This is a genomic window from Nitrosospira briensis (assembly GCF_900115125.1).
Classification (GTDB): Bacteria; Pseudomonadota; Gammaproteobacteria; order Burkholderiales; family Nitrosomonadaceae; genus Nitrosospira; species Nitrosospira briensis_A.
Map to the genome: position 1 here is coordinate 814918 of NZ_FOVJ01000001.1, position 26472 is coordinate 841389.

Genomic DNA, 26472 nt, shown 5'->3' on the forward strand with positions numbered 1-26472 from the left:
GCTAGAAGCAGTTTTGAAAGCAAATGAGGCAGCCATCCGTCAGCTGCTGTGGCGACGCATGAAATCTCCAATGGTAAACCTTTTACCGACTCATCCTCACAAGTTGCAAGGTATCAGCCTCCCCTCCACTGTTGCCCGGAAGACCGGAGACAGACAATAGCACTGCCTGATCGCCGGGCTGTGCGAGTCCCTGCAAGAATAACCATTCCCGGGCCTGGGCGATGCACGGCTGAAGCTCAACCCCATCCAGGGCGGTAGAGAAAAGCGGCGCCACTCCACGCACCAGTGACAGAGTGCGATATAACCGCCCGGAGTCCGTAATCATGACCAGCGGAACATCGGGTCGGAAGCGGGCGATGGTCAACGCGCCCGCCATGCTGGGGATCGAGACCACCACGGCGCGGGCGCCCGCGCGCACGGCGAGCTGGCAGGCGGCAACGTTCAGAGCGTCCTTCGCGAAACCGGAGGTATACGGGTGCAGCTTGTCAGCCAGTGGCCCGGCATCCTTCGGCTCGCAAGACTCAGAAATGCGATGTACCGCTTCAGTGGCTGCCAGCACGCGATGAAGCATCTTTACGGCAGCAATGGGAAACCGGCCAATGGCCGTCTCGGCAGACAGCATTACCGCATCCGTGCCATCAAGCATCGCGTTGGCCACATCGGTGACTTCCGCTCGGGTGGGATGTTCGTGCTCCACCATCGACTCAAGCATTTGCGTGGCCGTGATAACCGGTCGTGCCCAGGCATTGGCTACGGTAATGATCCGTTTCTGCACAATGGGAATCTCGGCCAGGTCAGTCTCGACGCCAAGGTCTCCGCGGGCCACCATCACGCCGTCCGCTGCTTCGACAATTTCATCAAGATTGGCAAGCGCCCTGCGCTTCTCTATCTTGGCCATCAGCAGGGGTTGCTCCCCTGAGGGAAGCAGCGCTCGTACGCGGGCAAGATCGCTCGCCGACTGCACGAAAGAAACACCCACCCACTCCACTTCTTGCGATACTGCGAACGCGAGATGGCGGCGATCATCGTCTGTCGGCACCAACTCATTCAAGGCGGATTCGGGCACATTGATGCCAGAGCCGGAGCGCACTGTGCCGCCAATGAGCACTTCGCATTGGACGCGATTACTGATGCTGGCAGCAATTTTCACCTTGAGCTCGACCGAGCCGTCTGCAAGAAACACTCGCTCCTGTGCCCGCAGAGCCGCCAGCAACTCAGGGTTGCGCACTGGCAAAAAACTGCTACCCTCTCTCCGATCGCCGGCCGCGTCTGCCGTATCGCCCTCCTCGGCAAGCATGACTATCGAGCCTTCCACCAGCTTGCAGCATCCGTCCGGCAGGTCACCGAGCCGGAATTTCGGACCTGGCAGATCAATAAGAACAGCTACCGGCTGATCGCATTGCTGCGCCGCATGGCGGACTCGCTGAATGCGTTTGGCATGATCGGCATGATCGCCGTGCGATGCGTTTATGCGGGCAACATCCATGCCGCTTTCGATCAAGCGTTCGATAACGCCAGGTGCATCTGTGGCCGGACCCAGGGTGCATACGATCTTCGTCCGGGTCCAGCGGGACATGGAGGTTACATCCATTGATTTACGTTCCTGAAGTCTTCTTTCCGTGAAGTGGCAGGAGGAAGCACACGCGCCTCATCTGCCCAAGCCCTCAAGCCGAACCATGATAGCCCTTTTTTCCCTATTCCAAAGAATCGTAAGATGACTTTCCCCTTTTTAATGGGGAGCTTGTCATTAATTCAACTCCTTGCGCCATGTCACACCATACAGGCCGTCGGGCATCCGGGCCAGGCAACGTGTCGCCATCGGCAATTTTCACCTCCTGGCCGGTTAATTTTTCTGCATACGGAGGAAAAAAATATGAGCATGAATTGCTACGGCGGATAATCTTAAGGCTAAAATGGCGAACGGTGTTTTCTAAAGCAGGCAAGTACTACCGTAACGACAACCGAAGGAACTGTAAAACGGTTTCGAGGGTTTTGTTTCACGCCTCGCGAAATAAATTGTTCCGTACGAAGTAGATTTAAGTCCAATTGGTCCAGCTTGATTACCTTACAATTGATCCCAGCAAAAGAAAACAAAAAAACGCGAGCAGTCCTTTCCACATACGAAAACGGAGATACCAAAATGACCAAAAAAGAACTCATCGACGCCATTGCGACAAAGACCGGCTCAACCAAAGCTGATGCAGAACGCACTCTGGGCGCGCTAATCGAAGTCATTTCCGACACCCTGAAAAAAGGTGATTCGCTGTCCTTCCCCGGTTTCGGAACCTTCGAAGTGCGGGAGCGCCCGGCGCGTGCCGGACGCAATCCCAGAACAGGTGAAGAACTGCAAATCGCAGCGTCGAAAATCCCTGCGTTCAAGGCAGGCGCCACGTTGAAAGCCGCAGTGAATGGCAAGTAAAGAAGCAACTTCAATTTAAGACCGGGTGTGCGTGAGGTGCCGGGCTCGCTAAAAGTCCGAGCCTGCCAAGGGGTGAGTGCGCCTGGAAAGAAAACGCCTACCCCAGATAATGGGCATTACTCGCGACTCACAGGGGGTCGAACCTGAACCAGGGCTAAATCCGTTTTCTGGATCGTCAATGCCCCTCTGATTTCGGCCAGATTTTAGGCAGGAAATGCAATATGATCAGTGCGAGGACGGCGCACAATACGGCGGAGGCTTCTCGCCCAAGCCCAGCGGCAATGCCGATCGCTGCCGTCAGCCATAGCCCTGCGGCGGTAGTGAGGCCTATCACCGTTTCTTCACGCGTGCTTTTTATGATGGTTCCTGCCCCAAGAAATCCCACCCCGGTAATAACACCCTGGATGATGCGCGACAGGGCTTCATCGGACATTTGCATTTGTTGAGGAACGAGGACGAAGAGCGCCGCGCCCACGGCTACCAGCATATGTGTCCGAACTCCCGCTGCCTTGCCGCTTTGCTCCCGCTCGAGGCCCAGCAGCCCGCCGAGCATCGCGGCGATTAGCAGGCGTAAAGTGATCCTGGCAAATTCGGTCAGGGTAGGAAGGTCTGAGAACTCAGACGCCACCATGTTGCAGATTTCCTGCCACCAGTCATTCACGACGTCTCCTTGCTCCCTGGTTTCGGAACCGGAAATCGGGGATCGGCATGACCCTTGGTAATCTTCCTTGGAAAAGGCCCGCCGTTATGAAATCATCCAAAAGCGAGATTCATGGGACGCTCTTCCCGATAAGGCTGATCCTGGCTGGATCCGGACCTCCCTTGTTCCTCCAGCAGCGCCACATAGCGGGACAGCACGTCCGCGTCTCCCACATCGATCATTTCCTTCACGAAACGCTGGTGGTGCGCTTCGATATAAAAATCATTACAGCCATGAGCAAGAAATTTTTCAATCTGCCGATAAACATCATCCCGGCAGCGCAGTTCCGTCTCCGGCAGATATTCCGCCAGGGCAGAACGTCCCGCATGCAGGTAGTCTCCGGCTAGTACCGGCTTCTTCGCCTTGACCGCCTCAAATACCACCGAGGTGGCCAGGTCAATGATTACGTCCGCCCAGTTCAAGAGGTGTATGGAGTGAATGTCGCCGGCTACGCTCACGTTGGGCAGGCGCCGCAGGGAGGCGTCGCTGGTCAGCGATTGTTGCCAGCCACCGCGCGTATGCGGCTTGATGATCAGTTCCACGCCCGGAAAACTGGCGACTATGCGCACCACTTCACCCACTTCTTCCCAGAAGGTAGAAAAGTTGCTCTTTCTCAGAAAGATGACGACTTTAAGCCGGCTGCCGGAACGGGTCAGCGGCGAGGGCGGCATCAATGTGGCCAGCTTGGCAAGCCACTCGTCGCAGTAACGCGGCGACCCCAGGACGGCTAGCTTGCGGTTGTCCATGAAGGGACGAAAACGAACCGAGCAAAGTTCATTCGGGACCACCACTTTGTCAAATATCCCTGCATTCGCAAAGGTCGTGTCCGGCTCCAGGCGTAATTCACCGCGCCGGATCAGCTGGCTCGCATGCGGGCTGTCTCCATGTGGCAGCGATACGGTGCCAAGCCCCATGGCGCGCGCCATCGATAGTACGACCGATACCCATTCCACGCATATGGAGGAGTTCCGTTCGATCCAGTCGAACACCACCACGCCTTCACCGGCCCCTTCACGGGCATCCCCAAAACTGCGGGTCAGCAGGCGCCTGGCAGTGCTGTGCCATACGGGCGCGCGTTTCTTGTCGTCATAGAATCTGACCAGCGCCGCCGTTATCGACGCCAGGTAAGGACGGCGTACCTTGCGGATCAGCAGCAGCGTCTGCAGAAACCAGCGGGCAAATTCGAGCCGCGGCAACAGGTCGCTGATGTAGGCCATGCGCACGCCATCGAGCTCGCGCAGAAATTCAATACGATAGTCATTGCTGAACCGCGACCTGCCTATCAGGACAATATCGCAGGTATGACCCGAATGAACCCACTTGTAGATTACTGGGGTAATGTGATCAATATCGTTATAATGGCGGAGAAAAAAAAGAGCTTTCATACCCAGGCGTCTGGCTTCGGCGTGGTAAGGGGCGACAGTATATCGATCATTTAATTATCCATCACAAGGTTTGGGCGGCCGGGTCAGCCCGGTCAGCGTTGGACGCGGCGATAATGCTGCACGAAGGGAGAGCTGGCATGGAACCCAAGTATGAAGTCGTACGATTTTTCAGATAGAGTACCATTTTGCATGGATAACGAAATACCTGTACAAGTGCTGAACCGGGAAGTTTCCGCCGAATTCGGGAACTGGTGCGCGAAAACGGGCGAAAAGGGCGTAATTGTACACTCGCGAATATGCGTTTACCAGTAGAGTGCCGCGATGCCGTAGTGAGGCACGACAAAGTAGATGTGATGCTGAAAGCAGGTTCAGCACGCATGGTTTTTGGAATTTTTGAACCGTCAGAAGGCTATTGGACATGACTGGCAACAAGGAAAAGAACGCTATCAGAGCGATTATTCTCAGCGCTGGCCAGGGCCGGCGATTGTTGCCGCTCACCGAAAACATCCCGAAGTGCCTGTTGCCGATCGGAGGCAAGCCAGTTATTGAATGGCAGATTGAAGCGCTGCTCGCTGCCGGGATTCATGACATCGCTGTGGTGACCGGTTTCAAATCCAGCCTGGTTGAAGCTCAGTTGCAACGCTATGCGAAGCAAGCGCAGATCAGTACGATTTTCAATCCATTCTTTGAAGTTGCGGATAACCTGGCCAGCTGCTGGATCGCACGTTCTGTCATGGACCACGACTTTCTGCTCCTGAATGGAGATACTATTTTTGATAAAGCGCTGTTGGTACAGGTGTTGAACTCCGTCTCCACTCCCATTACTCTCAGTGTCAGCCACAAACCCAGCTATGATACCGACGACATGAAGGTGCAACTGGATGAGAATGGATGGGTCAGGCACGTAAGCAAGAGCTTGTCCGCCGATCAAATAGACTGCGAATCCATCGGTCTTATCTTTTTTCGGGAGCGCGGGCCGCAATTGTTCAGCAACGCGGTCGAGGAAGCGCTTCGGGACCAGGCAAGGCTTAATTGCTGGTATCTCTCCATCGTGGATGCCCTGGCCTCCAGACAACTGGTGAGTACGTGTTCAGTGCCAGGGCACCTCTGGTGTGAAATCGATTTTGTCGGGGATCTGGCCAAGGCCGAAGCACTTTTCAGCAAAACAGATCAAGACAAAACGCTGCATAACTTCCTTTGCACGGGTTAATCAGTCACTTCGACTTTGCCCGTTCGTTACGAGAAAAAGCACAAGGATTACTGAATGGTTAGTTCGCCGCCGGATGCACCGATCTTTAACCCAACAATGCGAAAATTCGGGGCGCCCCAGACAATAATTCGTCAATATCAGTACTGGACCGTCATGCTCCGCCCCGTCCAGTTAACGCTTGGTTCCCTGGTTCTCGCCGCCCATGAGCCAGTTCACGAATTCTCCAAACTCAGTCAAACGAGTTTTGTCGAGCTTCACAAAATAACAGCACAGCTGGAACCCGCTTTAGCAAAAGCCTTTAATTACGATAAGCTTAATTATCTGATGCTGATGATGGTTGACCCGGACGTGCACTTCCATGTTATTCCACGTTACGCGAAGACAAGGCATTTTAACGGGTTGGAGTTTATAGACTTTGGTTGGCCTGGAGCGCCCGACCTCCGCCAGTCGAATGAAACCGATGCTGAAACCAACCAACGTATCATTGATTACATTTTGCCCTGCTGGACATAAACCGTTTGTTTCGTAATTCGAACTTTCCGAAATTAACGCCTTAGTTGCGTATGAATTCGGGTAATGGCATGTTCGCGAGGCCTGGTACTGCTTTGCCATTGTCGAAAAGAGCTTCAGATTGCTGCTTTGCTCTACAATTAATTGCTAAAATCCTGCTGGTCTCTTATTCGAGAAAACCAAAGTACGGCAAGCCTTCGATACTGGCAGCGTTCCCGGACCGATTGGTCTCATTGACCAGTTAGATTGTAAAATTTTAGCCGGATATACTATAGAAATTATTCACGAAATGAGCCAACGATGACACAACTCGTCCTGTTGCGACATGGGGAAAGCATCTCGAACCGGGATGGGTATTTTACCGGCTGGAATGACGTTGCACTGAGTCAGCGGGGTGAACACCAGGCGGAGCAGGCGGGTCGCCTGCTCAAGGAGACGGGTTGTGAATTCGACATATGCTTTACTTCGGAACTTAGACGAGCCACTGATACATTACGCATCCTGCTATCGTCGATGGGGCTTGACAAGGTGACTACACGGCAGAGTTGGCGCTTGAATGAGCGCCACTATGGCGCGCTGGAGGGGGTTCATCGTATTAACGCTATCGGGAAATTCGGCATATGGCCCGTCCTTGGCCCCCAATTGAGGTTTACCGCGATACCCCCCCCACTGCGCCCTGGTGATGCGCGTTGTCCGGGAAATCAGCTCCGCTATTCAGAGGTCGACAAGAATGAGTTGCCGCTTTCGGAAAGCATGCAGCAGACTTTCTCGCGCGTCCTGCCTTATTGGCAGGAAGCAATCGCACCCGAGCTCCTGCTTGGCAAACGGGTTCTCGTCGTATCTCACCGGCATGTCTTGCGCTCATTGATCATGCAGTTGGACGGATTGTCCGTTTCCCAGTTGATGAAGGTTACCGTAGCCACGGGACGTCCATTGGTATACAACCTTGATCATAAACTCGATCCCGTTCAGCACTACTATGCAGATCGTCTGTCCGCCTAGCATCATATCGGGTACCAGGCTTGGCACTTCCAGGGCTCCATGCCTTTCAGGTAACGGGCGGTAGCTGAAACCAATCATGAATTCCATCGTGCTTCAATGGCCCCCAAGCCCGTGGTGCGCGCACGCGTGCAGAGGATTCTGCTCGAACTACCGGTGTTTTAAAAGCGCCCCATCTCTTTTCGTGATCGCATGAATACTTCCAAACTGTCATTCCGTCATCTACCGATTCATCTGCAACGCGTGATGACGCTGGCGGGCGGTACGGTCCCCTTCCGCAGCGCCAGTCGATTTGCGGCGGCCGGGATGGCTGGTGTCGTCACCGACGTGCTGTTATTTCAATTGTTCACGAGCCTTGGCGCGAGTCTCGCGCTGGCGCATATGGGGAGTTTTTTCGCCGCCGCTGCGTTGAACTACTTTCTCGATTCGAAATGGCCGTTCTGGCCCCGCCACGCGGAGGATCAGCGATGGCGCCACTTTGGCCGCTTGCTCACTGTCGGCTTACTCGCCTTGCTGATGCGTGGTGGAATCCTCGCATTGCTGGTCTTCAGCTGGCATATGCCTCCCATGCTGGCTATTTTTCCCGCCGTTGCCGTTACGGCCGCCATCTGCTATCTCGGTGCCGCCTTCTACGTATTCCCTGTCACGCAAAATCCTCCCTCCGCGAACGTGCGCTGGCGGGTCGCTTCCCTTGGTATTGTCGCCTTTACCATACTGTTGCGCCTGGTCTACCTGGGACAAGCGCAGCTGATTCCCGACGAGGCGTACTACTGGAATTACGCGCAGCACATGGATCTGAGTTTTTACGATCACCCGCCCATGATTGCCTGGCTGATCTGGCTGGGCACCGCGCTCTTCGGCAATACGGAGTTCGGCGTCCGCATTGGTGCATTCATTTGCGGCCTTGTAACAATGGGCTATGTGTACGCGCTCGCACGCAACCTGTATGACGAATCCACCGCAATGCGCGCGGTGCTGCTGCTGGCGATACTACCGTTTTACTTTTCCACCGGCATGGTGATGACAACGGATGCGCCACTGGTTGCGGCCTGGGCTGCCACACTCTACTACATGGAACGGGCGTTGATCGCCGATCAAAATTCCGCCTGGCTGGGCATGGGTATTGCATTCGGCCTGGGCATCCTGTCCAAGTATACCTTGGGCCTGCTGGGGCCGGCTGCGTTGCTGTTTGTGATCCTGGACCCGGCCTCGCGCCGCTGGCTGCGCCGTCCGCAGCCTTACCTCGCCGCCGGGCTTGCCCTGCTGCTGTTCTCACCTGTCATCATCTGGAACATGGAGAACGACTGGGCCTCGATTATGTTCCAGTCAAACCGGGTCAAGGGAGGAAGTGAAAATCAATTTGCGGCACATCTGTTATTTCTCCACCTTATGGTCCTGTTGACCCCGGTGGGCTTGCTTGCCGCAGCCATGTCGTTCTGGCCAGGCGCCGAGCGCGACAACAGCGCCGTTGCGCGCCGGCGTCGCCTATTCGTACGAGTGTTAACCGGCTTGCCGTTGGCAGTTTTTTTCGTTCTCAGCATTTCCGAGTCGCAGCGGTTCCACTGGACCGGGCCGACATGGCTCGCGCTGCTGCCCACGATGGCATGGTTGATAGGCCAGGCGGGCGATTTCAGTACCCTTTCGCGCCGCGTGAGAGCGGCCTGGAAACCCACTATTGCAGTTTGCGTCTTTTTCTACGCATTGGTACTGCACTACGTGGTGCTCGGCATTCCCGGCTTCCCCTATGGCTTTTTGTCGGAACACTATTTCTGGCGCGAGGCCACGGAGGAAATCGAGCAGGTGGTAGCGGAAGTTCGACAGGAAACCGGGCAAGAGCCTCTTGTCGTGGGCATGAGTAAATGGTCGGTAGCGTCCTCCCTGGCCTTTTACAATCGCAATGGCAAGCCGATGGAGATACGTTCGCGCAATATGTTTGGCGACAGCGGCGCCATGTATGATTTCTGGCACCCTTCTGAACCAGCCACGTCCCGGCCAATCATCCTGGTGGGCATGAGGAGCCACGAGCTCGCGCGTACCCGAAGAATCGATGACATAGACCGGATGCTCGTACAACCGGGTCCGATACAGGAGCAAGTAGCCACGCGCGACGGCAAGCCGCTGCGGCGAATATATCACCGCATTGCACAAGGGTATCTGGGTAAAGACCCTGATCCTGAATCGGGCAGTTGAACCTCATTCAGGATCGATAGCCTGCTTGTGATACAGGTAAGCCTGCCGCACGGACCTGGTAGTTGGCGAACAAACGCCACGCGCATGGCTACGCAAAAACCAGGCGGGCCGATATGGCGGACCTCGACCTATTTATCCTTGAGCTTTCCATCATCTTTCCTGATAGCCAGCGGTGCAAAAATACGAACCGCCAGCTTTCCTTCATCCTCACCGGGAACAATGTCCTCGAACCATGATCGCAAGGGCTTTTGAAATTGCTTCGCTTGCCAGCCCATCATTACACGGAAAGCAAGAAAGACTGTTGAAAGAAGATGCCAGATAATTACCGACCAGAGGCCGATGTCCGGCCGGTCCATAAACCAGCCGAATGTCAGCAGGATAAGGTTGGGATTACGCCGGGCAGTAATCAGCCGGTTAAACGAATCCACCGGGCGCCAGATAAAAATATCAAATGACGCAATCCAGAACTGAAAAGCTCCTTCACACAACCGGCCGCCAATATAACCGATGAGTATCAACGAGAACATTATTTGCAAGTCGGAAACGTGCACCAGTCCTGCTGTCAAGCCTACACCCCAGGCTATATACCAAAGCGGAGGATGAATAATATCCAGGCCGTGATCGAGCACATCTCCCAGACGGCTTGAGGTGACGGTTACCCGGGCCAGCTTCCCATCGACGGTATCCAGGAAGGTCATCAGCCATCCCATCACCAGGCCCACCCCGTAGTGCCCATGCCAAAAGGCGACCCCCGCCAGCACTGCAAACACAAGACTCAGCAGCGTAACCTGGTTTGGCTTTATACCGAAGCGTACGCAAGCGCGAACAGCCCAGAACGCGGGCATGGGCCAGAGCCATTTCGTCACGAGGTCGGTGACGCTTTTGTATGACCTGGCAAATAATTCCGACTCCAGTTGCCGGCTGTTAACCCTGTTGATGGGCAACACGTAGGGCAGATCCCTTTTCTTGAGATTTTGCTGAAGCCCCAGCAGATTCAAATCCTTCAGTGTATAGCGCGGCAGGTCCGGGAAAGTCTCTCCTTCTCCCTCGCCCATGAAATTCGCCAGCGCATCGCGCATGTTTCCGTCGATGACCCGGACTGCGACCGGTTGGCCTGCGTCACTGTTTAGCACGAGGTTCTCTCGCGCATTAATCAACGCCGACAGGACCCTGGCATCAAATAAATGATCTGCGCGTAAAAATACCGCCGGCGCTTGCTCCGGAACCTGATCGGGACTATCGACAGTTTTCGTCTGGCTGAATCCTTTTAACATCCGCTCCAGGCGCTCACGCCCGCTCAAGCCCCAGATGTCCGTCTCGCTATCTCCGAGGATATGGATGTAGGTTGTCACTGGAATATTCCGCTTCGTTTATCGTGTCTGAATCTGCGATCATTCTAACGCCAAAGAGATCGCGCGATTTTTTTTTAGCGGTATCAAACCAGCAGTCCGAGATGATCCGCTCATACTTGTAAGATCTTGCAGGTACTCACCGGCGCGGTTCTATTATCTAATACGCGTGTCGCTGACCGGCGACAACGAAAACGCTTTAGCAACACATGTCACTTGCGCCTTACTGGTCAGGCACAGTCATCTTCGAACCTGGTTCGAAAGATTAGCCCGCCCCAGTGGCCGTGGAAGGTAAATCAGGCACTCGCGAATAAAGGCAAGGTGATTTTTGCGCGCAAAACCGAGCAGGGCGGTTGCATCGAATGCCATGGAAAGAAACCTGGACAAACCCGTTTCCTGAATCAAAAAACCTGGGCTACACCGATCATGGATGTGGGTACGGACCCCAGGGAATATGACGTACTCGGGTGGACCGTCAAAACCGGCGTGCTCGAGGGCGCAAAGATTCCCTTTGTCGCCACGCCGCTCAAACCCCTCGATACCGCCTTCAATGTACGGGGAACGTCGGTGATCGGGTCCATTCTCCAGCATTATGTTCCTGTTTTGATGAAACCAGAGGGTCAGGCACAGGTGAAAGGTGTGCAATCGCTATTTACGCCGGAGACGGAGTCCCTGAAGGAAGCATTTATTGCGCCTCCGCCCGGCGCCCAGCCTTCCTATGCATACGAATCCCGCGTGCTTGAAGGCATCTGGTCTGCGGCTCCGTACCTGCATAATGGCTCGATGCCAACGCTCGCCGAATTGCTGAAGCCGGCAGCCGACCGGGTCAGTTCGTTCAAAGTCGGCCCGGAGTATGACATTGTTAATGTTGGCCTTGCTGTCGACCAGACGGCGGTTCGACTATACATTGCAGACAACGGATTGCAGCGATCGCAATTCAGGAAACAGCCGCTGCGGCCATGAGTTTGGAACCATGCTGTCGGCAGACGAGAAAAAAGCGCTGCTTGAGTATCTCAAGACGCTTTAATGCCCGGCAGATGAAAGTTTCCCTCCCCGGTGCACGGGGAGGGAAACTTTCACAGAAATTACAACTAATCGGCATTTAATCGAACCTATTCCAAACCCTCCCGAAATTGCCCATTCCGATCTTTATGTCCGAGCTAGCAAGACGTCAAAATCAGGAACTGCACGACAATGCCGAACATCCCGCCTTGTTACGCGCCCATTCAGGACGCCTGCCCGCCAGCTCGTCATGCTCGGGTTGCTCGTCATAAGGATATTTCAGTACCTCCATAAGCCGCTCGATGACTTCCGCATTTCCCTGCTCCAGCGCTTCGATTGCCTGCTGCGCCAGGTAATTGCGCAGCACATACTTGGGGTTGGCGCGGCTCATCTGCTGATAACGAATACTTCCACGTTCCCCCTCAAGGCGTACTCGCGCGATATAGCGCCGCAGCCAGCCAGTCAGCTTGCTGGATTGCGCGTGCGCGAAAGCCTGCTGCTCGTCATAAAATGCCGGGCGAAAAAATTCCGCCAGCGCGCTATCCTCGATATGATCCGCATTGCCAGCCGGACTTTCCGGCGAGCCATCCACGGGAACGACCATCAGGCAGCGAAAAAATAGCGTCATATCCGTCTCGACCTGCTGCAGTAGTTCGAACAGGTCGCTGACCAATGTGTCATCATCCTTGTGTTCGAGGGAGGCCAGTCCGAGCTTGTCAGCCAGCATCTTCCGCCACGTGTTATTGAAGGTCTCGCCAAAGACCGTCAACCCATGCTCCAGCACGGCGTTGTCCTCGATCAGCGGAGTAAGGGCACCGGCGAGCCGGGTCAAATTCCATTGCGCGATCCGGGGCTGGTTGCCGAAGCAGTAACGCCGCCCCTGCGCATCCGTGGTATTGGGCGTCCACTGCAGATCAAACCCTTCGAGCCAGCCATAGGGGCCATAATCTATTGTAAGGCCCAGTATCGACATATTGTCGGTATTCATCACGCCGTGGACGAAGCCCACGCGCATCCAATGGGCGATGAGCACTCCCGTACGCCGGCAGATTTCCTCGAACCACATGGCATATATGCCCGGCGTAAAAGGAGCCTGCCCACCCAACTCGGGGAAATGTTCACCTATTACGTAATCGGCCAGCCGCTTGAGCGTTTCGGGCTCATTCTGCGCCGCAAGTATTTCGAAGTTGCCGAAGCGAACGAATGAAGGCGCCACACGGGACACGATAGCCCCCGTTTCAGCCTGCGGATTCCCGTCGTAGAACATATCGCGCACCACTGTTTCACCAGTTGCCACCAAACTCAATGCACGAGTAGTCGGCACGCCCAGATAATGCATGGCTTCGCTGCACAGGAACTCGCGCACCGAGGAGCGCAGCACGGCACGGCCATCCGCTGTGCGCGAGTATGGCGTTTTACCGGCCCCTTTTAGCTGCAACTCCCGGCGTACGCCGTCCGGGCTGAGTACTTCGCCCAGCGTAATGGCCCGGCCATCGCCCAGCTGTCCGGCCCAATGGCCGAACTGGTGGCCCCCATAACGCGCAGCGTAGGGTTGCATGCCTGGAAGAACACGATTGCCGCCAAGCACCTCTACTGCGGGATCAACAGGCGAGACCGGGCGAGAGATGCCCAGCATTTCTCCCACCGGGTCCGCCCAGGCCAGCAGCCGCGGCCCGCGCACCGGTGTCGGATCAACCAGCGTATAGCACGCGTTGTGCACCGCACGCGGCACATTATGCGTAACCGGATCGCCCGGCAGTTCGCGCACGAAACTGTTGTCGAATTGCATATCGCAGAGGTCGACAGGATTCGGCAGATCGGGAACCCTGCAGCTATGCTCAAGATTGCTGTGATTCATTTTTTCCTCGAATGGAATAGAGATTATTGACACCCGTTCATGGTAGACCTAAATTGGGTTCAAATAATTCGTGGAGAACAAAATGCCCAAGCTGACGGACTACGTCAAAATGGCGGCAGACGAGTATGTGCGTGAATACGGAAGCACCGAACTCGACGCGCGCTGGGTGGCTGAATTCTTCCAGGACAGCGGCGTGCAGGAGGCTTATCCTCGACAGGACCTGGTTGCTTTCGCGGAAATGGTGCAAAAAGAACTCAATAATGAAGACGAACGCGCCAACAAAAAAGCGGCGTTTCATCTGGACAAGATGATCCGCCGAATAAAGTTTCCGCCTAAGCCTTGAGTTTACCGCTCATCTCCGCGCGGGGCCCCATTACTGTGGAGGCGGAGGCGGTGGATTGCCGGGCGGCGGTGGTGGCGGCGTCGCTGCGCCGGGTAAAGGTTGCGTTGATGTTCCCGAGGGCCGGTTACCGGAGTTATCCATGATCTGCCCTGAAATGGGAACCCTGTGGCCCTTGCCGTACATGCACTGCGTGTAACCCATATCATATCGTTGCTGGCGAATCGCGCCTGAAGCGCTGGCAGTATTGGATCCCATCAACCCTCCCAGCAAGAGGCCGCTTCCCGCGCCAATCGCAGCACCGGTGCCTCCACCGAAAGCGCCCCCCGCAGCCGCGCCCACCCCGGTACCAACCGCGGCGGTTCCCACGCCGCTCATTATCGAAGCTCTATTCGGGGTTTCGCCCCTGATTTGCTCGTGGGCATACAATCTGCAGTAGGCGTCGTCATCGCGAAACTGGTCAAAGTTTTTGCCCGTACCCGGCAAGGCCATCACGCTCGGGCCACTGGGTATGCTTGCACAGGAAACCAGTAAAGAAGACGCCAGCAGGAAAGGAGCCGATTTATGAATTGTGGACATGTTCATTCCTTGGTTATTGGGTTGCGGGCTGAGGAGCGACTTGCAGCCAGCCATCCGGGCATTTCTGTATATATGGATAGTACCCTTCCGGGTTTCTGCAATAGTGCCAATAAGAGGCTGGCTTCTGTGCCGGCGGTGGCGCAAGGTCCTGTTTCTCGATATAGACCGGCGGCGTCATCGGCGCGGCAACTACCGGAGGGTAGGCGTAATAAGGGGGAGGATAATAAGGCCGCGCGAAACCGTATCCGCCGTAACCATAGCCACCGTAATACCCGCCATAACCCAGCCCGAATCCAGGTCCATACCCATAACCATAACCATAGCCAGGATAGAAGCCGCCTATCCCATAAAAAGCCGAAATACCGAGATGACGATGGCCTCCATGATGATGGTGACCCCCGTGGTGGTGACCGCCGTGGTGGTGATGGCCGCCGTGGCTATGGTTGCCGCCGCCATGGTGCCCGCCACCGCCATGGTGCCCGCCACCGCCATGATCGCCTCCTCCACCCCCGTCGCCACCTCCGCCGCCGCCATCACCTCCGCCGCCATCACCTTCTTGCGCCCATGCACCGCCGGCGGAAATTGACCCCAAGGTTAAGAGGATAAGGCATATCTGTTTAATTTTCACGTAAACTCACTCCTGTACTCCGGCCGTGGCAGCGACCGCCAAAAACAATGATGGATGCGAGAATCGCGTTAGTACCGATCCGCTTTGAATCAGGCTTGCTTCGCCTTATATCTGATGATTTAGAACATCGAATCATCCTGACGTTCCACTTGACCGGGTCAATTTGGTTGAGAGATACCGTGTTTTTCGCATTGCCTGAACGAGTATGGGCGAACCATACTTGATTGCAACGCTCGAATCACACAGAATGGCTGCTTGCCCGCGAAAAGGGCGTAGAACTGCCGTTCGCCTGGAATCCACTGGCTCTTTAGCCCAGCATGGCCAGAGCGGCGCGAAAACCGGAAATTTCCAGTAAAGACTGACATTGCCAAAGGAGGCCTTGTGACTCTTTCTTCGCTTTTTCCTCAATATACCGCTATTCGTAACCGCACCAAGGATCTGGTCGAGCCATTGCTCGACGAGGACTGCTGCGTGCAATCGATGCCGGAGACCAGCCCGGTGAAATGGCACCTGGGCCACGTAACGTGGTTCTTCGAAAATTTCGTGCTCCGGCATTACGAAAAGCCGTTCAAAACCTTTCACAATGCGTTTGATACGATATTCAGTTCCTACAACCCGTCAGGACAACCTCATCCGAACCCGAAGCGCGGGCTGTTTACACGGCCTTCCCTGCCGGTTACGCGGGATTACTGGCGGAACGTCAACGAACGCATGGACCGGCTGTTGAACCAATCCGCGGAAGACGAAATGCTGCGCATGCTGTTCGTCCTCGGCATGCATCATGAGCAACAGCATCAGGAGCTCATTCTTACCGACATCAAGCATCTGTTCTCGCAGAGCCCGCTGAATCCGTGTTACAACTCACCTCAGGCGCTACAGTCGGATCGTGCTGGAACCTCCCCTCTCGAATGGCACACCTTCGATGGAGGCCTCGTTGAAGCCGGTTACCAGGGAGAGGGGTTCAGCTACGATAATGAGTCACCCCGGCATAAGCAGCACCTGCAACCCTACCAGCTGGCCTCACGCCTCATAACGAACGGAGAATACCTCCAGTTCATGGAGGCAGGCGGATACGATGAACCAAGCGTATGGCTTGTCGAAGGATGGGACTGGATAAAGGCCAGCGGATGCAGTCATCCGCTCTACTGGCGCCGGAATGACGGCGGGTGGGAAGAATTTACGCTCAGCGGCCCGATGCCGATGAATCCCGACCTTCCTGCCATACACATGTCGCTCTATGAGGCCGACGCATTCGCGCGCTGGTCCGGCGCCCGGCTCCCCACGGAATTCGAGTGGGAAAATGCGGCTTCGCGGCAGGAAATCAAAGGGTGCTTTGCGGATAACAACCGTTTTCATCCCTCCCCCGCCAGCGCCGGGGATACAGGCAAAAACGGCAAACTTGCCCAGCTTTATGGCGATGCATGGGAATGGACGCGGTCGAGCTACTCCCCTTACCCGGGTTATAACCAGGCGAAACCAAACGATAGCGAGCCTCTGTCACGTGTGTGGAATGAGGCAGTGGGGGAATACAACAGCAGGTCGATGGTAAACCAGTATGTGCTGAGGGGCGGGTCCTGCATTATTCCAAAAGAGCGTATCCGTTCGAGCTTTCGTAATTTCCTTCCGGCCAGCACATGCTGGCAGTTTTCCGCCATTCGTCTGGCACGGGACGTCACTTGAAGGAGCTGCGTAGCCGTCCTGGACCAAAAATAATAATTTCCGGCATTTTTAAGTGCCGCTTTTATCAGAACTGCAGCGCTCAAGCTGAAGCACGCCTCGGGTACAAACCATGAAAACGACATGATCAAAACCTTCAAAACCCTGGTTTTCGTTGCGGTTTCCATCGGCTTGATGACGAGTTGTTCAACCATGCATGAAGCAACGCGGTCTCAAAGAACACCTGTCGAACAACTCCTCATCAGCGAAGCGGTACTGCGCAGTCTTCCCGCCACAGCTGACGGCAGCCTGCCTATTCCTCCTGGCTCGAGCGTGATACTGGATACGTCAGGAATAAGCATAGCAGCCGGAATAAGCTCGGATCAGACTCTTCTGCAAAAGATTTTGACCGGATGGCTGGGACGGCAGGGGTATTCTGTTCAGAAAAGCGAGGAAAAAGCGACGCATCGCGTCAATGTAATCGTGCAAGCCCTGGGCACTGAGCTGGGCAACAGTTTTTTCGGGATGCCCCCCGTGCGAAGTCAGATCATTCCTTTTTCTCTTCCCGAGCTGGCGCTTTATAAAGCCGAGTATCAGACCGGGTACGTAAAGTTCTACATGGATATCTTTGAATTGCCGTCAGGCGCTTTTGTCCAGTCCACCCCTGCATACCTCGCCGAAACCTATTACAACGGGCATACGGTTCTGCTCATTTTTTCGTTTACCTCGACAGATCTTGACTTCCCCCCGCAGCTTGGCTCATACCGCAAGCCTAACGTTTCCAACATGCTCGAGTAGAAGATCTTGCAAAATCGCCGGTGATACAGGGCTAAAAGCAGGATAACAAACCAGCCCGCGTGCTGCTGTGACGGACTGACAACCGCTTTTGCGACATTTCGTTGTATTGCACGCCGCGGCACTCAGGCAACCGCATCGAGCGCCTGTGATATATCCTCGATAATATCGTCGATATGCTCGATCCCTACCGATATCCTGACAAGGCCTTCTGAAACCCCCGCGGCCCTGAGCTCATCCTGATTCAATTGTCTGTGGGTGGTCGATGCGGGATGACAGGCAAGCGACTTTGCATCCCCGATATTGACCAGCCGTAAAATCATCTTCAGCGCATCGATGAACTGCTGGCCGGCTGCTGCTCCGCCCTTGATGCCAAAGCTTAATAGCCCGGAAGCCTTCCCCTTGCTTATTCTGTTGCACAGGTCGTGAAATTTGCTGCCGGGCAACGCCGCGTAGTTGACCCATTCCACTTTCGGATGTTCCTCCAGGTATTTCGCGACCTTCAGCGCGTTCTCGCAATGCCTCTCCATCCTCAAACCCAACGTTTCCAGCCCCTGCATTATCAAAAACGCGCTATGCGGCGACAGCGCCGCGCCGGTATTGCGCAGCGGCACCACCCGGCAGCGGCCGATAAAAGCAGCGGCTTCAAATGCCTCCGTGTAAACAACATTGTGATACGAGGGATCGGGCTCGTTCAGCAAGGGGAAGCGTTCCTTCTGTCTTATCCAGTCAAATTTACCTGAATCGACGATCATGCCGCCCACTGTCGTACCATGGCCCCCGATGTATTTCGTCAGCGAATGCACAACAATATCCGCGCCCAGGTCAAACGGCCGGCATAGATAGGGGGTGGAGACGGTACTGTCGACGATGAGCGGAACACCATGCTTGTGGGCAATATCCGCCAGTTTCCCGATATCAACGATATTTCCCGCCGGATTTCCGATTGACTCGCAAAAAACCGCTTTGGTATTGTTATCTATATGCCTCTCGATACCTTCGTAATCATCGTAGGACACCATGCGCGCATCTATGCCCTGCCGGGGGAACGAGTGGGCAAACAAATTGTAAGTGCCGCCATAGAGCTGGCTGGTACTCACGATATTGTCGCCCGCGCTGGTTATACACTGAATGGCATAGGTGATTGCCGCCATGCCGGACGCCACCGCCAGGGCGCCCACTCCGCCTTCCATCTCAGCCAAGCGCTGCTCCAGCACCGCATTGGTGGGATTCATTATTCGCGTATAAATGTTTCCCGCCACCTTTAAGTCGAATAAATCGGCGCCATGCTGGGTATTATCGAACGTATAGGAGGTTGTCTGGTAGATGGGGACTGCCGCAGCCCTGGTCGTCGGTTCGGATTTGTATCCATGGTGCAATGCCAGCGATTCTAGTTTCATATGATTCTCTCTTGTATGATTAAAGGTGGCGCAAATTCTATCCAAAGGCTATCCAAAGTATCCAAACCAGTCAAGCAACCACCCGCAACCCCTGTCAAGAAAGAGCTTATCTCGCGATCACTTGCATTATTCCGCAGTATGCGTATCGAGGCTCCGCGAGTTTTCCCCATCAGGTGGAGCGGAGGAAGCTTGAGTGACCACCTGCCTTTCCTGGGGATTGACCAACTGGATTCCCTGTTCCCGGAAGCGCTGCAGAATACGGCGGTTGAAGCCGCGTTGGACCGGCCATCGACCCCTGTCAAGAGTCCGTATTTGTCCGAGGATGGTAATCATCGAGCCATCTATTTGATCCACGCCCCAGATATCGATATCAGCCAGTATCAGATCCTTGAATTGCGGATCAGCCTGCATCTCTGCACCCACGCTCCTGATAGCGGCAAATACCTTATCAACGTCCGAATCGGCCGTCACGCTGACCCTGATGGAAGCGTTGCCGATGCCGCGGTTGGTATTGGTGACGGTCGAGACGGAACTGAAAGGCACCACGTGCAGCGAGCCATCGGGAGCGCGTAGCCGGACAGTGCGTATCGAAAGGTGCTCCACTGCTCCCGACACGTTGGCCACCGTGATGAAATCTCCCACCTGGATGGCGTTCTCCATCAACAGGAAAATGCCGGTAATGAAATCCTGCACCAGCTTTTGCGACCCAAAACCCAAAGCGACGCCGATAATGCTGGCGCCTGCCAGCAAGGGCGCGATGGTGATGCCCAACTGATCCAGCGCTGCAAGCAGCACGACCATCGCGATAACAAAGAACAGCATGGTACGCAGCATCGGCACGAGAGTGCGCAGGCGCGCGGCACGGGCAACATCGCCAGCTTCCGTCCACTGGTCGATTCGCCGGGAAATCGTGGTATTGAGAGCTTCCCATGCGGCCACCGCCAATGCGCAGGTAACTGCAATCGTGGCAACCGCGGAGGCGAGCCGCCGTCCCACCGACCCGCTTTCAAACCATGAAAGCGTATCCACGCCCCAGACCTGCAGCAGGACGATAAGCGCTATGATGGCAATCAATATGGAGACAGCCCGGTGCACCAGGAGGTGATAGGTGCTTTTAGCCGCGGCCTCGGTAGCAATATGCCCTGCCGATTCCGGCTGCCCCGGCTGCTCCTCCTGCCCCAGCCTCGTTTTACGATCGTCAATAAACGCCCGGTCAATGGCGCCCAAAACAAAAATCGATACCAGGCTGGCGCCGACGATGACGGCAGCAGACAACGCAAAAAAATTGAGTACGCTCTGGAAGCCATCTTTCGCCGCCAGGGACCACAGCAGCCACGTGGCGACGATAAAGAACGTTGCGACGAAAATCCAGCTGTCGGCCAGTATTCCGCGCAAGCCAGACCAGGCACCCGAACTGTCTGCAGCCATACCGCGTATTGCCGCCGCCGTGGCGGCGCGGCTGCGAAAGACCATGATCAGGAGCATGACGTGAACAACCAGCCCGACCAGTTTGGAAAGCGCGTCATGCGTGTTCTGCGTCCCGCCGGTCTCAAGCGAGATATCGGCAATGGCAGTACCGAATACGGCAACGATGACGATGCGCCGCAGCCAGCGATTCAGATAATCCGCCGCGCCATCGCTGATGTGCATCAGGCGCAGGCCCTGCCCGAGTGGAGAAGCCATCAGATGAACCACGCTCAGCACAATGCGGGTGGTTGCGTAAGCTCCAATGACAGGCAGCGTCGCGCTGTAAAATATAGCATCCCGGCCGCCGAATGCATTCAGGAGTGCGATGGCCACTCCGACAAAAGCGGCCAGTGGGATCAGCTCAAGCATCCAGTGCGCCAGTGCAAAAGGAAACCGGCGCAGGAGGCTCCAGTGGCGATCCGCAGCCGGCGCCCCGTGTACCACCGTAGCGTGAGAATGGACTACAGGCGTTGCATTGCGACCCGCTCTCTCCGTTTCTTCCGCTTCCTGCGCTTTTTCTTTTTTGCGGTTTATTGCCATCTGGCGATCAGCCGCGCGGTCCTCGACCAGCTTGCGAAGCTGCGAAAGCGCGCGTCGCAACAACCATTCGGCAAATAGCGCGCCTGCGAGTATGACTGCAGCCTCCCATAACGCTTCCAGCACGACCGACCGTCGTTCAGGCACGCCCAGATTATACTGCCACCACTGGCCCACCGTTTTGACCTCAAGCAACATGCGCGCGGTGAACTGCAACTGATTCACAACCATATCCAGGCGCTGTCCTATCAAATCGAATACCTGATCAACCAGTCCGCCTTGAGTCAGTTCGATAGGCACTGCTTCTTCTGCTGCCGTGGGCGCAACGGGGGCGACGGGGACGACACGGTCGGCGCCTTCCGCCGGCCCGGCGAATTCGCCGGACACAGCGGGCTCGGCTGGCGCAGCAGCTGTGGCTTGTGCTATTGCGCTGAGCGTCTGTTCAAGTTCCGCGCGCTGCTTGTCATCCTGGAGAATGGAAAGCGTGCGCTTGGCTTGAGCCGGCGTAAGCACGGTTTCACCCACGGGTTCATCCGCACAAGCCCTCTGAAACGCCGCGCTCCCTGCTAAAAAAAACAGGGAGAGCAGTGCGGCAGCAAATTTATTGGGTTGGGAAAACATGGATACGGATAACGTAATCAAGCGAAGAAAATACTTTGGCATGAGTGAAAAGCAATTGGAGCCAACACTCAATGGCTCTTGCGGGAATTGTAGTGAGAACCAGTTACCGCAAGACTTGCAGGTCGCGAGAGATTACTTCTTCATTGCGCGTCTCGAGGCAACCTCAGTTCGGCGAGGGTCATCCGCGGGACCGTTATCCTGATGAATTGTTCGGAAAACCCCGGGGATCGCCCTTTCTGAATCGCCATCCCCTGCAACGGGAACGGGCCGGCAATACTTCGAACCAGACACGAGAGTCAATTATTTTACAGCGGGCCAGAGCAAGGTGATCTTCTTATGACTTCCTTCCCGGATGTCCAGATGGCGATGAAGTTTTACTGATTCGTAGACGGCATCCAGCGAGTATTTCCCCGGTGGAAGTTTTATCAGGATGTAAGGGCCTTCGGCACTGGTATCCAGGACGGTGTTCCCCGATTTATCCTTGACGGTTATCTGGACATCACTGATATATTGGGCACGAGGGTCGGCTGCCTGGGCCAGTTCAAGCATCAAGGGCCATGCCTTTCCCTCCTGCAATATTGCGTCCGACTCATCTTTTCCGATTCCCCCCGTCAGAAATTCTGTATCACCTTGTGTTTGCACGGCTGGAAGCGATGGGTTGTGCCTTGATGAATCGGTTTCAGCGAAGCTTGAGATTGAGAAGCTCGAAAAAGAAAAAACAACGGCAGCCGCCAATATTGAAATGAGTTGAGTATGCGTTTTCATTAGAGTTAAACCTTTGAATGCGTCAATTTTACACAATGCCGGCGGTTCTGCGGCGATGCCCGGCTTCTTTACAGCCGCCTCCCGGCTCGGCTGTCCGGGCATTTCCTCGCAGATCAAGCCGAACCGTCGCCTTTTTCGGCCTTACCCGCTTTTTAACCCTTATCGCTTTTCTTGTCCTTGCCTCCGGGCGTGTTCTTTGGAGCGGTATCCGGTCCCGGGACGCCTGAAGCAACGATATCAGAGGGTATTCCCCTGCGATCCGTATCTTTCAGTCCTTGCTCGGTGTCTTCCGCCGCCTGCCCGATCACTTCGCGTGAACGCCCCTCCTGGTTAGCCAGACCGGTACCGGCTGGTCCGGTTGTCTCGTCCCGCTCGTGCGGCAGCAAGGGCTGTCCCTCCGCCTGATCTTGTTCCGGGTGCTCCGATTTCGCTTTTGGCAGTTTTACCCTCTCTGTCAGCATGCCCGTTTCCCGTTTCGGCGGTGTTTGCCCGGAAGGGGATTTCTCGTCTGATTTCTTGTCAGTAACCATGGCTCGCCCGATTATCAAGTTATCGGCTACCGCTTACAGGACTTGGAAAACCCCTCAGGTTTTGAGGATCCGGGTAGCTGAAACAGGTTACTGTACCTTTCATTCACTTCAATGGCTGTGCCCCACCGCACATAGCGCCCGTGTAGCGTCAGCAAGGCGTCAAAACATTCGTCCTTATGTTGGTTATCGCACTACATCCGGCTCCATATTCATTCACACTTGCTTTCACCGCAGTACTTGAAAGAGAGGTGACATCATGAACGAATTATTTACCAAATCGTGGCGTTCGCTCGCCCTGCGCGGGATCGTTTCGCTGCTATTTGGCGTTCTCGCTGCATTCTGGCCTGGAATCACCCTCATGTGGCTGCTTGTCATGTTCGGCGCCTATGCGCTGATTGGAGGAGCGGCATCAGCCATTGCCGCTGTGAAGAACCGGAAAAATAATAGTGACTGGTGGCTGATGCTCCTGGCAGGATTGGTAGGAATCGGAGCAGGAATAGTCGTTTTCATGCTTCCAAACCTGACGGCTGTGGTGCTGGTGCTACTCATAGGCGCCACCGCGCTGGGCAGCGGCATTGTGGATATTGTCATGGCGATCCGCTTGCGCAAGGCCATCCGCGGCGAAGGCTTCCTGATCCTCAATGGCATTATCTCGATCGCATTCGGGGTATTTGTTTTCTTCTTCCCCGGTGCGGGAGCTTTAGCCCTGGTATGGTTGATCAGTATGTACGCTATCGTCTCAGGGCTTTTACTGCTGGCGCTGGCCTGGCGCGCACGCAGCTGGAAAAGCGGCGATGATGCATGGCCTCATGGAGTTCCGCACGGCAGTCACTGACAGCCGGGTTGCAGAACGCCGACTCTGGTTGTATAAAAGGAGAATCAAGTTCAATGTCTGAGCAAAACATCGCGCTTGCTTTTCCAAGGTACCTTCGCATAAACCTTTGGTAGCGCGCCTTCGTCGCAAGATTGTAATGACGAGGGCGCTGAAGGTCATACCAGTTCGCTTTCACGAGGTTCAAGCGGAGGTTCCGCTAACTGCCTGCCCACCGGAAACATAAATATAAATGGAATACAAGGATTATTACAAGATCATGGGGGTTGCGCGCGACGCCTCTCAGGACGATATCAAGCGTGCTTACAGAAAACTTGCACGGAAGTATCACCCGGACGTAAGCAAGGAACCGCAGGCTGAAGCACGCTTCAAGGAACTGGGCGAGGCCTATGAAGTGCTCAAGGATCCCGAGAAACGGGTGGCTTACGACCAGCTCGGCACGAACTGGAAAGCAAACCAGGAATTTCGGCCGCCGCCAGACTGGAACGCAGGCTTCGAGTTTTCCGAGCGGGGTTTTGGGGGCGGCGACGCGTCCCAGTACAGCGATTTTTTCGAATCCTTGTTCGGCCGAAGCTTTCGATCAGGCTATGACGCATATGGCGGTGCGGCAGGCAATGCGAGCGGCGGTAGAGGACGCGGCGGCGCCTCGTTTCATGCCCCTGGCGAGGATCATTACGCCAAGATAATGATCGATCTGGAAGATTCCTATACCGGCGCTACCCGCACCATTACCTTGCAGGTGCCCGAGGTCGATGTACAGGGACATGTATCGACCCGCGAACACAGGCTTAATGTCGCCATTCCGCGGGGGATCCGGCCCAAGCAGTATATTCGCCTCGCCGGGCAGGGCGCACCGGGCCGTGGACAGGGCAAACGGGGCGACCTTTATCTTGAAATCGAATTCCGCCAGCATTCCCATTACCGCGTCGATGGGAGCGACGTATATCTTGATCTGCCGGTTGCGCCTTGGGAAGCTGCATTAGGCGCCACCGTGAAAGTCCCTACGCCGGAAGGAATTGTCGAACTCAAAATACCTGCGGAGTCCGCTACCGGCCGCAAGCTGCGATTGAAAGGGCGGGGCATTCCCGGCAAAACGCCGGGGGATTTCTATGTCGTGCTGCGCATTGTTCCGCCACCCGCCAACGATGAAGCGGCGAAAGCGTTCTACCGCGGCATGGCCGAACAGTTTAAATCGTTCAACCCGAGGGCCAGACTTGGAGTGCAGACATGACGGAGAGAAAGCCGCCCGGGATGTCAGGCGAGAAGCCAGCCGACTCGCGAACCGAGCGGAACGCGATCATTATCGACGAGCAACACGCTCTCACGCTCGCCGAGTTCAGCCACGCCTGCGCCGTGCAGACAGGCTACATTATCGAACTGGTCGACGAGGGCCTGCTCACCCCGGAATCGGAGGAAGAACGCGAGCCTCATCTCTGGCGCTTCGCAAGCGATCAAATGCGACGCGCCAGAGTTGCGCTGCGGCTGCAAAACGACCTCGGCATCAATTTGGCTGGCGTAGCGCTGGCCCTGCAGTTGCTGGATGAAATCGAAACCCTGCAGCAACGGCTGAATACCATCGACGTGATGATGAACGGTGAATGACAGCGGTTCAGACGGTTCGGTGGATCACGCTACGCCAGTCCAGACTGCTTCCGTTTCCTCACCTTAGATACAGTTCGTTGGATTACGCAGATGGAGGTGCAGGTCGGATTAGCGCAGCGTAATCCGATGTCATTTGCTGCGCGAGGCTAGTAGCCAGCAGCCTGTTTATTCTCCTTTACGTTCGTCACCGCTTTTGCCACTCCTTCCGCGAACCCCTGCTCCACGTCCTCGATCGATGTCACGCCACCGTAGATTCCCCCCCAGGCGAACGTCTTGTCGATGTCGAATTCCGCAACCTTCTTTCGGTCCGGCAGCAGCAAAACCGAGACTTTGCCGTCTATGTGTATTTGTCCAAGACCAGCAAGCATGAATCTCGCGAAAGCATTGCCTTTATCATATCTCGTCACCTGCACCACGATTTCGAATTCCCGCTTGCCACGAGTATCCCCATTCTGGATCTTTTGAGCATCGATCTTTCCCGATATGGTTCAGGCCAGTCGTTGTTTCTCAAGCTCCTCAATCGTGACGCCCTCCCCTCCCTCTACTTTCACAGCGGCGGTGTCGTTCGCCGCCAGATAATGTTCCTTCGGCAGCGCTTCCTTGAATCTCGCATCAGGCGAGGTCGTCGCGCAGCCTGTAAGCAATAGTCCTGCCCCTGCAACAAACAAAATACCGACTTTGAAGGCCTTGCTTGAACCGTACATATATAGTTTCCCCTTTTGTGAATAATTCGACATTGGCTTCAGATATCCGCGAACATGTTTCAGCCTCCGATATCCCTGTCCATTAAAAGCGGAACACGAATATCACCAACGTGAATGCACGTGTTCGCCGATCCTTGAATACGGGATCGCATAGTATCAATACGGTTGAGCTAGAGCAATACTGCCAAGCCGGGGGATCGTTGGATTAGCGCATCTTGGTCCGACAGTCATTGCGGGGAGCGTCTGCCGCTGATGAGCGACTATCCTGCCCATGTATGTACGACAACGAACGGAAGAGCAGGATTAGGTCTGGCATCGTAGCAGGGACGCCATTGGGCCTTGCGCCCACGGGCTCGAATCTGGCATTGCATCCATTGGACCAATCAGGAACGAG

At 55.4% G+C, this 26472-nt stretch carries 25 protein-coding genes; 12 read left to right on the forward strand and 13 right to left on the reverse strand.

Annotated features, from left to right (window positions below; all coding sequences use genetic code 11):
* Window positions 1-82: 82 nt before the first annotated feature.
* Window positions 83-1591, reverse strand: coding sequence for a pyruvate kinase (pyk, locus tag BMZ14_RS03690; RefSeq protein WP_083396605.1), 1509 nt, complete (start codon window positions 1589-1591; stop codon window positions 83-85).
* 480 nt (window positions 1592-2071) lie between these two features.
* Here pyk and BMZ14_RS03695 point away from each other — a divergent pair, with 480 nt between their 5' ends.
* The gene (locus BMZ14_RS03695) at window positions 2072-2419 is read left to right on the forward strand and encodes an HU family DNA-binding protein (RefSeq protein ID WP_256208358.1); all 348 of its coding nucleotides are present in this window, start codon (window positions 2072-2074) and stop codon (window positions 2417-2419) included.
* A gap of 175 nt (window positions 2420-2594) precedes the next feature.
* On the opposite strand, the gene BMZ14_RS03700 is transcribed toward BMZ14_RS03695, so the two are convergent.
* A complete protein-coding gene (locus tag BMZ14_RS03700) occupies window positions 2595-3080 on the reverse strand; it encodes an MgtC/SapB family protein (protein ID WP_074794809.1) in 486 nt (161 codons plus the stop codon).
* Window positions 3081-3172: 92 nt separating this feature from the next.
* Window positions 3173-4504: a hypothetical protein gene (locus BMZ14_RS03705; protein ID WP_074794812.1), complete on the reverse strand. Its 1332-nt coding sequence runs from the start codon at window positions 4502-4504 to the stop codon at window positions 3173-3175.
* 418 nt (window positions 4505-4922) lie between these two features.
* On the opposite strand from BMZ14_RS03705, the gene BMZ14_RS03710 reads away from it, so the two are divergent.
* The 4 genes from BMZ14_RS03710 (at window position 4923) to BMZ14_RS03725 (ending at window position 9413) form a co-directional block, all read left to right on the forward strand.
* Entirely contained in the window at window positions 4923-5714 is a 792-nt protein-coding gene (locus BMZ14_RS03710) for a phosphocholine cytidylyltransferase family protein (RefSeq protein WP_074794815.1), read from the forward strand.
* Window positions 5715-5768: 54 nt separating this feature from the next.
* Complete coding sequence (locus BMZ14_RS03715) at window positions 5769-6227, forward strand: HIT family protein (protein WP_074794818.1); 459 nt, start codon at window positions 5769-5771, stop codon at window positions 6225-6227.
* 297 nt (window positions 6228-6524) lie between these two features.
* A complete protein-coding gene (locus BMZ14_RS03720) occupies window positions 6525-7226 on the forward strand; it encodes a 2,3-bisphosphoglycerate-dependent phosphoglycerate mutase (RefSeq protein ID WP_074794821.1) in 702 nt (233 codons plus the stop codon).
* A 189-nt stretch (window positions 7227-7415) separates the two neighbouring features.
* Window positions 7416-9413 carry a glycosyltransferase family 39 protein gene (locus tag BMZ14_RS03725; protein WP_143071874.1) on the forward strand — a complete coding sequence of 666 codons (1998 nt, stop codon included), beginning with the start codon at window positions 7416-7418 and terminating at the stop codon, window positions 9411-9413.
* A 128-nt stretch (window positions 9414-9541) separates the two neighbouring features.
* Here the strand turns inward: BMZ14_RS03725 and BMZ14_RS03730 are convergent, their stop codons facing one another.
* Window positions 9542-10765, reverse strand: a complete 1224-nt coding sequence (locus tag BMZ14_RS03730) for a CDP-alcohol phosphatidyltransferase family protein (RefSeq protein WP_074794826.1) — start codon at window positions 10763-10765, stop codon at window positions 9542-9544.
* A 213-nt stretch (window positions 10766-10978) separates the two neighbouring features.
* On the opposite strand from BMZ14_RS03730, the gene BMZ14_RS03735 reads away from it, so the two are divergent.
* A complete protein-coding gene (locus BMZ14_RS03735; RefSeq protein WP_218144966.1) occupies window positions 10979-11725 on the forward strand; it encodes a c-type cytochrome in 747 nt (248 codons plus the stop codon).
* A gap of 214 nt (window positions 11726-11939) precedes the next feature.
* Here BMZ14_RS03735 and BMZ14_RS03740 read toward each other — a convergent pair whose 3' ends face one another.
* A complete protein-coding gene (locus BMZ14_RS03740; RefSeq protein WP_083396606.1) occupies window positions 11940-13622 on the reverse strand; it encodes a protein adenylyltransferase SelO in 1683 nt (560 codons plus the stop codon).
* An 82-nt stretch (window positions 13623-13704) separates the two neighbouring features.
* Here BMZ14_RS03740 and BMZ14_RS03745 point away from each other — a divergent pair, with 82 nt between their 5' ends.
* Complete coding sequence (locus BMZ14_RS03745; protein ID WP_074794829.1) at window positions 13705-13965, forward strand: hypothetical protein; 261 nt, start codon at window positions 13705-13707, stop codon at window positions 13963-13965.
* A gap of 30 nt (window positions 13966-13995) precedes the next feature.
* Here the strand turns inward: BMZ14_RS03745 and BMZ14_RS03750 are convergent, their stop codons facing one another.
* Both BMZ14_RS03750 and BMZ14_RS15015 read right to left on the reverse strand, forming a co-directional pair.
* Window positions 13996-14541 carry a hypothetical protein gene (locus tag BMZ14_RS03750; RefSeq protein ID WP_074795545.1) on the reverse strand — a complete coding sequence of 182 codons (546 nt, stop codon included), beginning with the start codon at window positions 14539-14541 and terminating at the stop codon, window positions 13996-13998.
* A gap of 13 nt (window positions 14542-14554) precedes the next feature.
* Window positions 14555-15169 carry a hypothetical protein gene (locus BMZ14_RS15015; protein ID WP_177186902.1) on the reverse strand — a complete coding sequence of 205 codons (615 nt, stop codon included), beginning with the start codon at window positions 15167-15169 and terminating at the stop codon, window positions 14555-14557.
* 381 nt (window positions 15170-15550) lie between these two features.
* Here BMZ14_RS15015 and egtB point away from each other — a divergent pair, with 381 nt between their 5' ends.
* Together egtB and BMZ14_RS03765 are read left to right on the forward strand one after the other, a co-directional pair.
* Window positions 15551-16849 (forward strand): ergothioneine biosynthesis protein EgtB, encoded by a 1299-nt coding sequence (gene egtB / locus BMZ14_RS03760; RefSeq protein WP_177186903.1) that lies wholly within the window; start codon window positions 15551-15553, stop codon window positions 16847-16849.
* A gap of 120 nt (window positions 16850-16969) precedes the next feature.
* The gene (locus BMZ14_RS03765) at window positions 16970-17623 is read left to right on the forward strand and encodes a hypothetical protein (RefSeq protein WP_074794834.1); all 654 of its coding nucleotides are present in this window, start codon (window positions 16970-16972) and stop codon (window positions 17621-17623) included.
* 122 nt (window positions 17624-17745) lie between these two features.
* Here BMZ14_RS03765 and BMZ14_RS03770 read toward each other — a convergent pair whose 3' ends face one another.
* From BMZ14_RS03770 to BMZ14_RS03790, 4 genes are all read right to left on the reverse strand, one after another.
* Window positions 17746-19020 carry an O-acetylhomoserine aminocarboxypropyltransferase/cysteine synthase family protein gene (locus BMZ14_RS03770; RefSeq protein ID WP_074794837.1) on the reverse strand — a complete coding sequence of 425 codons (1275 nt, stop codon included), beginning with the start codon at window positions 19018-19020 and terminating at the stop codon, window positions 17746-17748.
* A 126-nt stretch (window positions 19021-19146) separates the two neighbouring features.
* Complete coding sequence (locus BMZ14_RS03775) at window positions 19147-21666, reverse strand: mechanosensitive ion channel family protein (RefSeq protein WP_218144967.1); 2520 nt, start codon at window positions 21664-21666, stop codon at window positions 19147-19149.
* Between the two features lie 279 nt (window positions 21667-21945).
* Window positions 21946-22410, reverse strand: coding sequence for a flagellar hook assembly protein FlgD (locus BMZ14_RS03785; protein ID WP_074795547.1), 465 nt, complete (start codon window positions 22408-22410; stop codon window positions 21946-21948).
* Between the two features lie 152 nt (window positions 22411-22562).
* Complete coding sequence (locus tag BMZ14_RS03790; protein ID WP_074794846.1) at window positions 22563-22940, reverse strand: hypothetical protein; 378 nt, start codon at window positions 22938-22940, stop codon at window positions 22563-22565.
* A gap of 256 nt (window positions 22941-23196) precedes the next feature.
* Between BMZ14_RS03790 and BMZ14_RS03795 the strand changes: the two genes are divergently transcribed.
* The 3 genes from BMZ14_RS03795 (at window position 23197) to BMZ14_RS03805 (ending at window position 25374) form a co-directional block, all read left to right on the forward strand.
* Window positions 23197-23775, forward strand: coding sequence for an HdeD family acid-resistance protein (locus tag BMZ14_RS03795; RefSeq protein ID WP_074794848.1), 579 nt, complete (start codon window positions 23197-23199; stop codon window positions 23773-23775).
* 229 nt (window positions 23776-24004) lie between these two features.
* The gene (locus BMZ14_RS03800) at window positions 24005-25003 is read left to right on the forward strand and encodes a DnaJ C-terminal domain-containing protein (RefSeq protein ID WP_074794851.1); all 999 of its coding nucleotides are present in this window, start codon (window positions 24005-24007) and stop codon (window positions 25001-25003) included.
* Entirely contained in the window at window positions 25000-25374 is a 375-nt protein-coding gene (locus BMZ14_RS03805) for a chaperone modulator CbpM (RefSeq protein ID WP_256208361.1), read from the forward strand. Before BMZ14_RS03800 ends, BMZ14_RS03805 begins: the two co-directional genes overlap by 4 nt.
* Window positions 25375-25520: 146 nt before the next feature.
* Here BMZ14_RS03805 and BMZ14_RS03810 read toward each other — a convergent pair whose 3' ends face one another.
* Both BMZ14_RS03810 and BMZ14_RS03815 read right to left on the reverse strand, forming a co-directional pair.
* Window positions 25521-25859: a DUF4410 domain-containing protein gene (locus BMZ14_RS03810; protein ID WP_083396608.1), complete on the reverse strand. Its 339-nt coding sequence runs from the start codon at window positions 25857-25859 to the stop codon at window positions 25521-25523.
* A gap of 3 nt (window positions 25860-25862) precedes the next feature.
* A complete protein-coding gene (locus BMZ14_RS03815) occupies window positions 25863-26078 on the reverse strand; it encodes a hypothetical protein (RefSeq protein ID WP_074794856.1) in 216 nt (71 codons plus the stop codon).
* Between the last annotated feature and the right edge of the window lie 394 nt (window positions 26079-26472).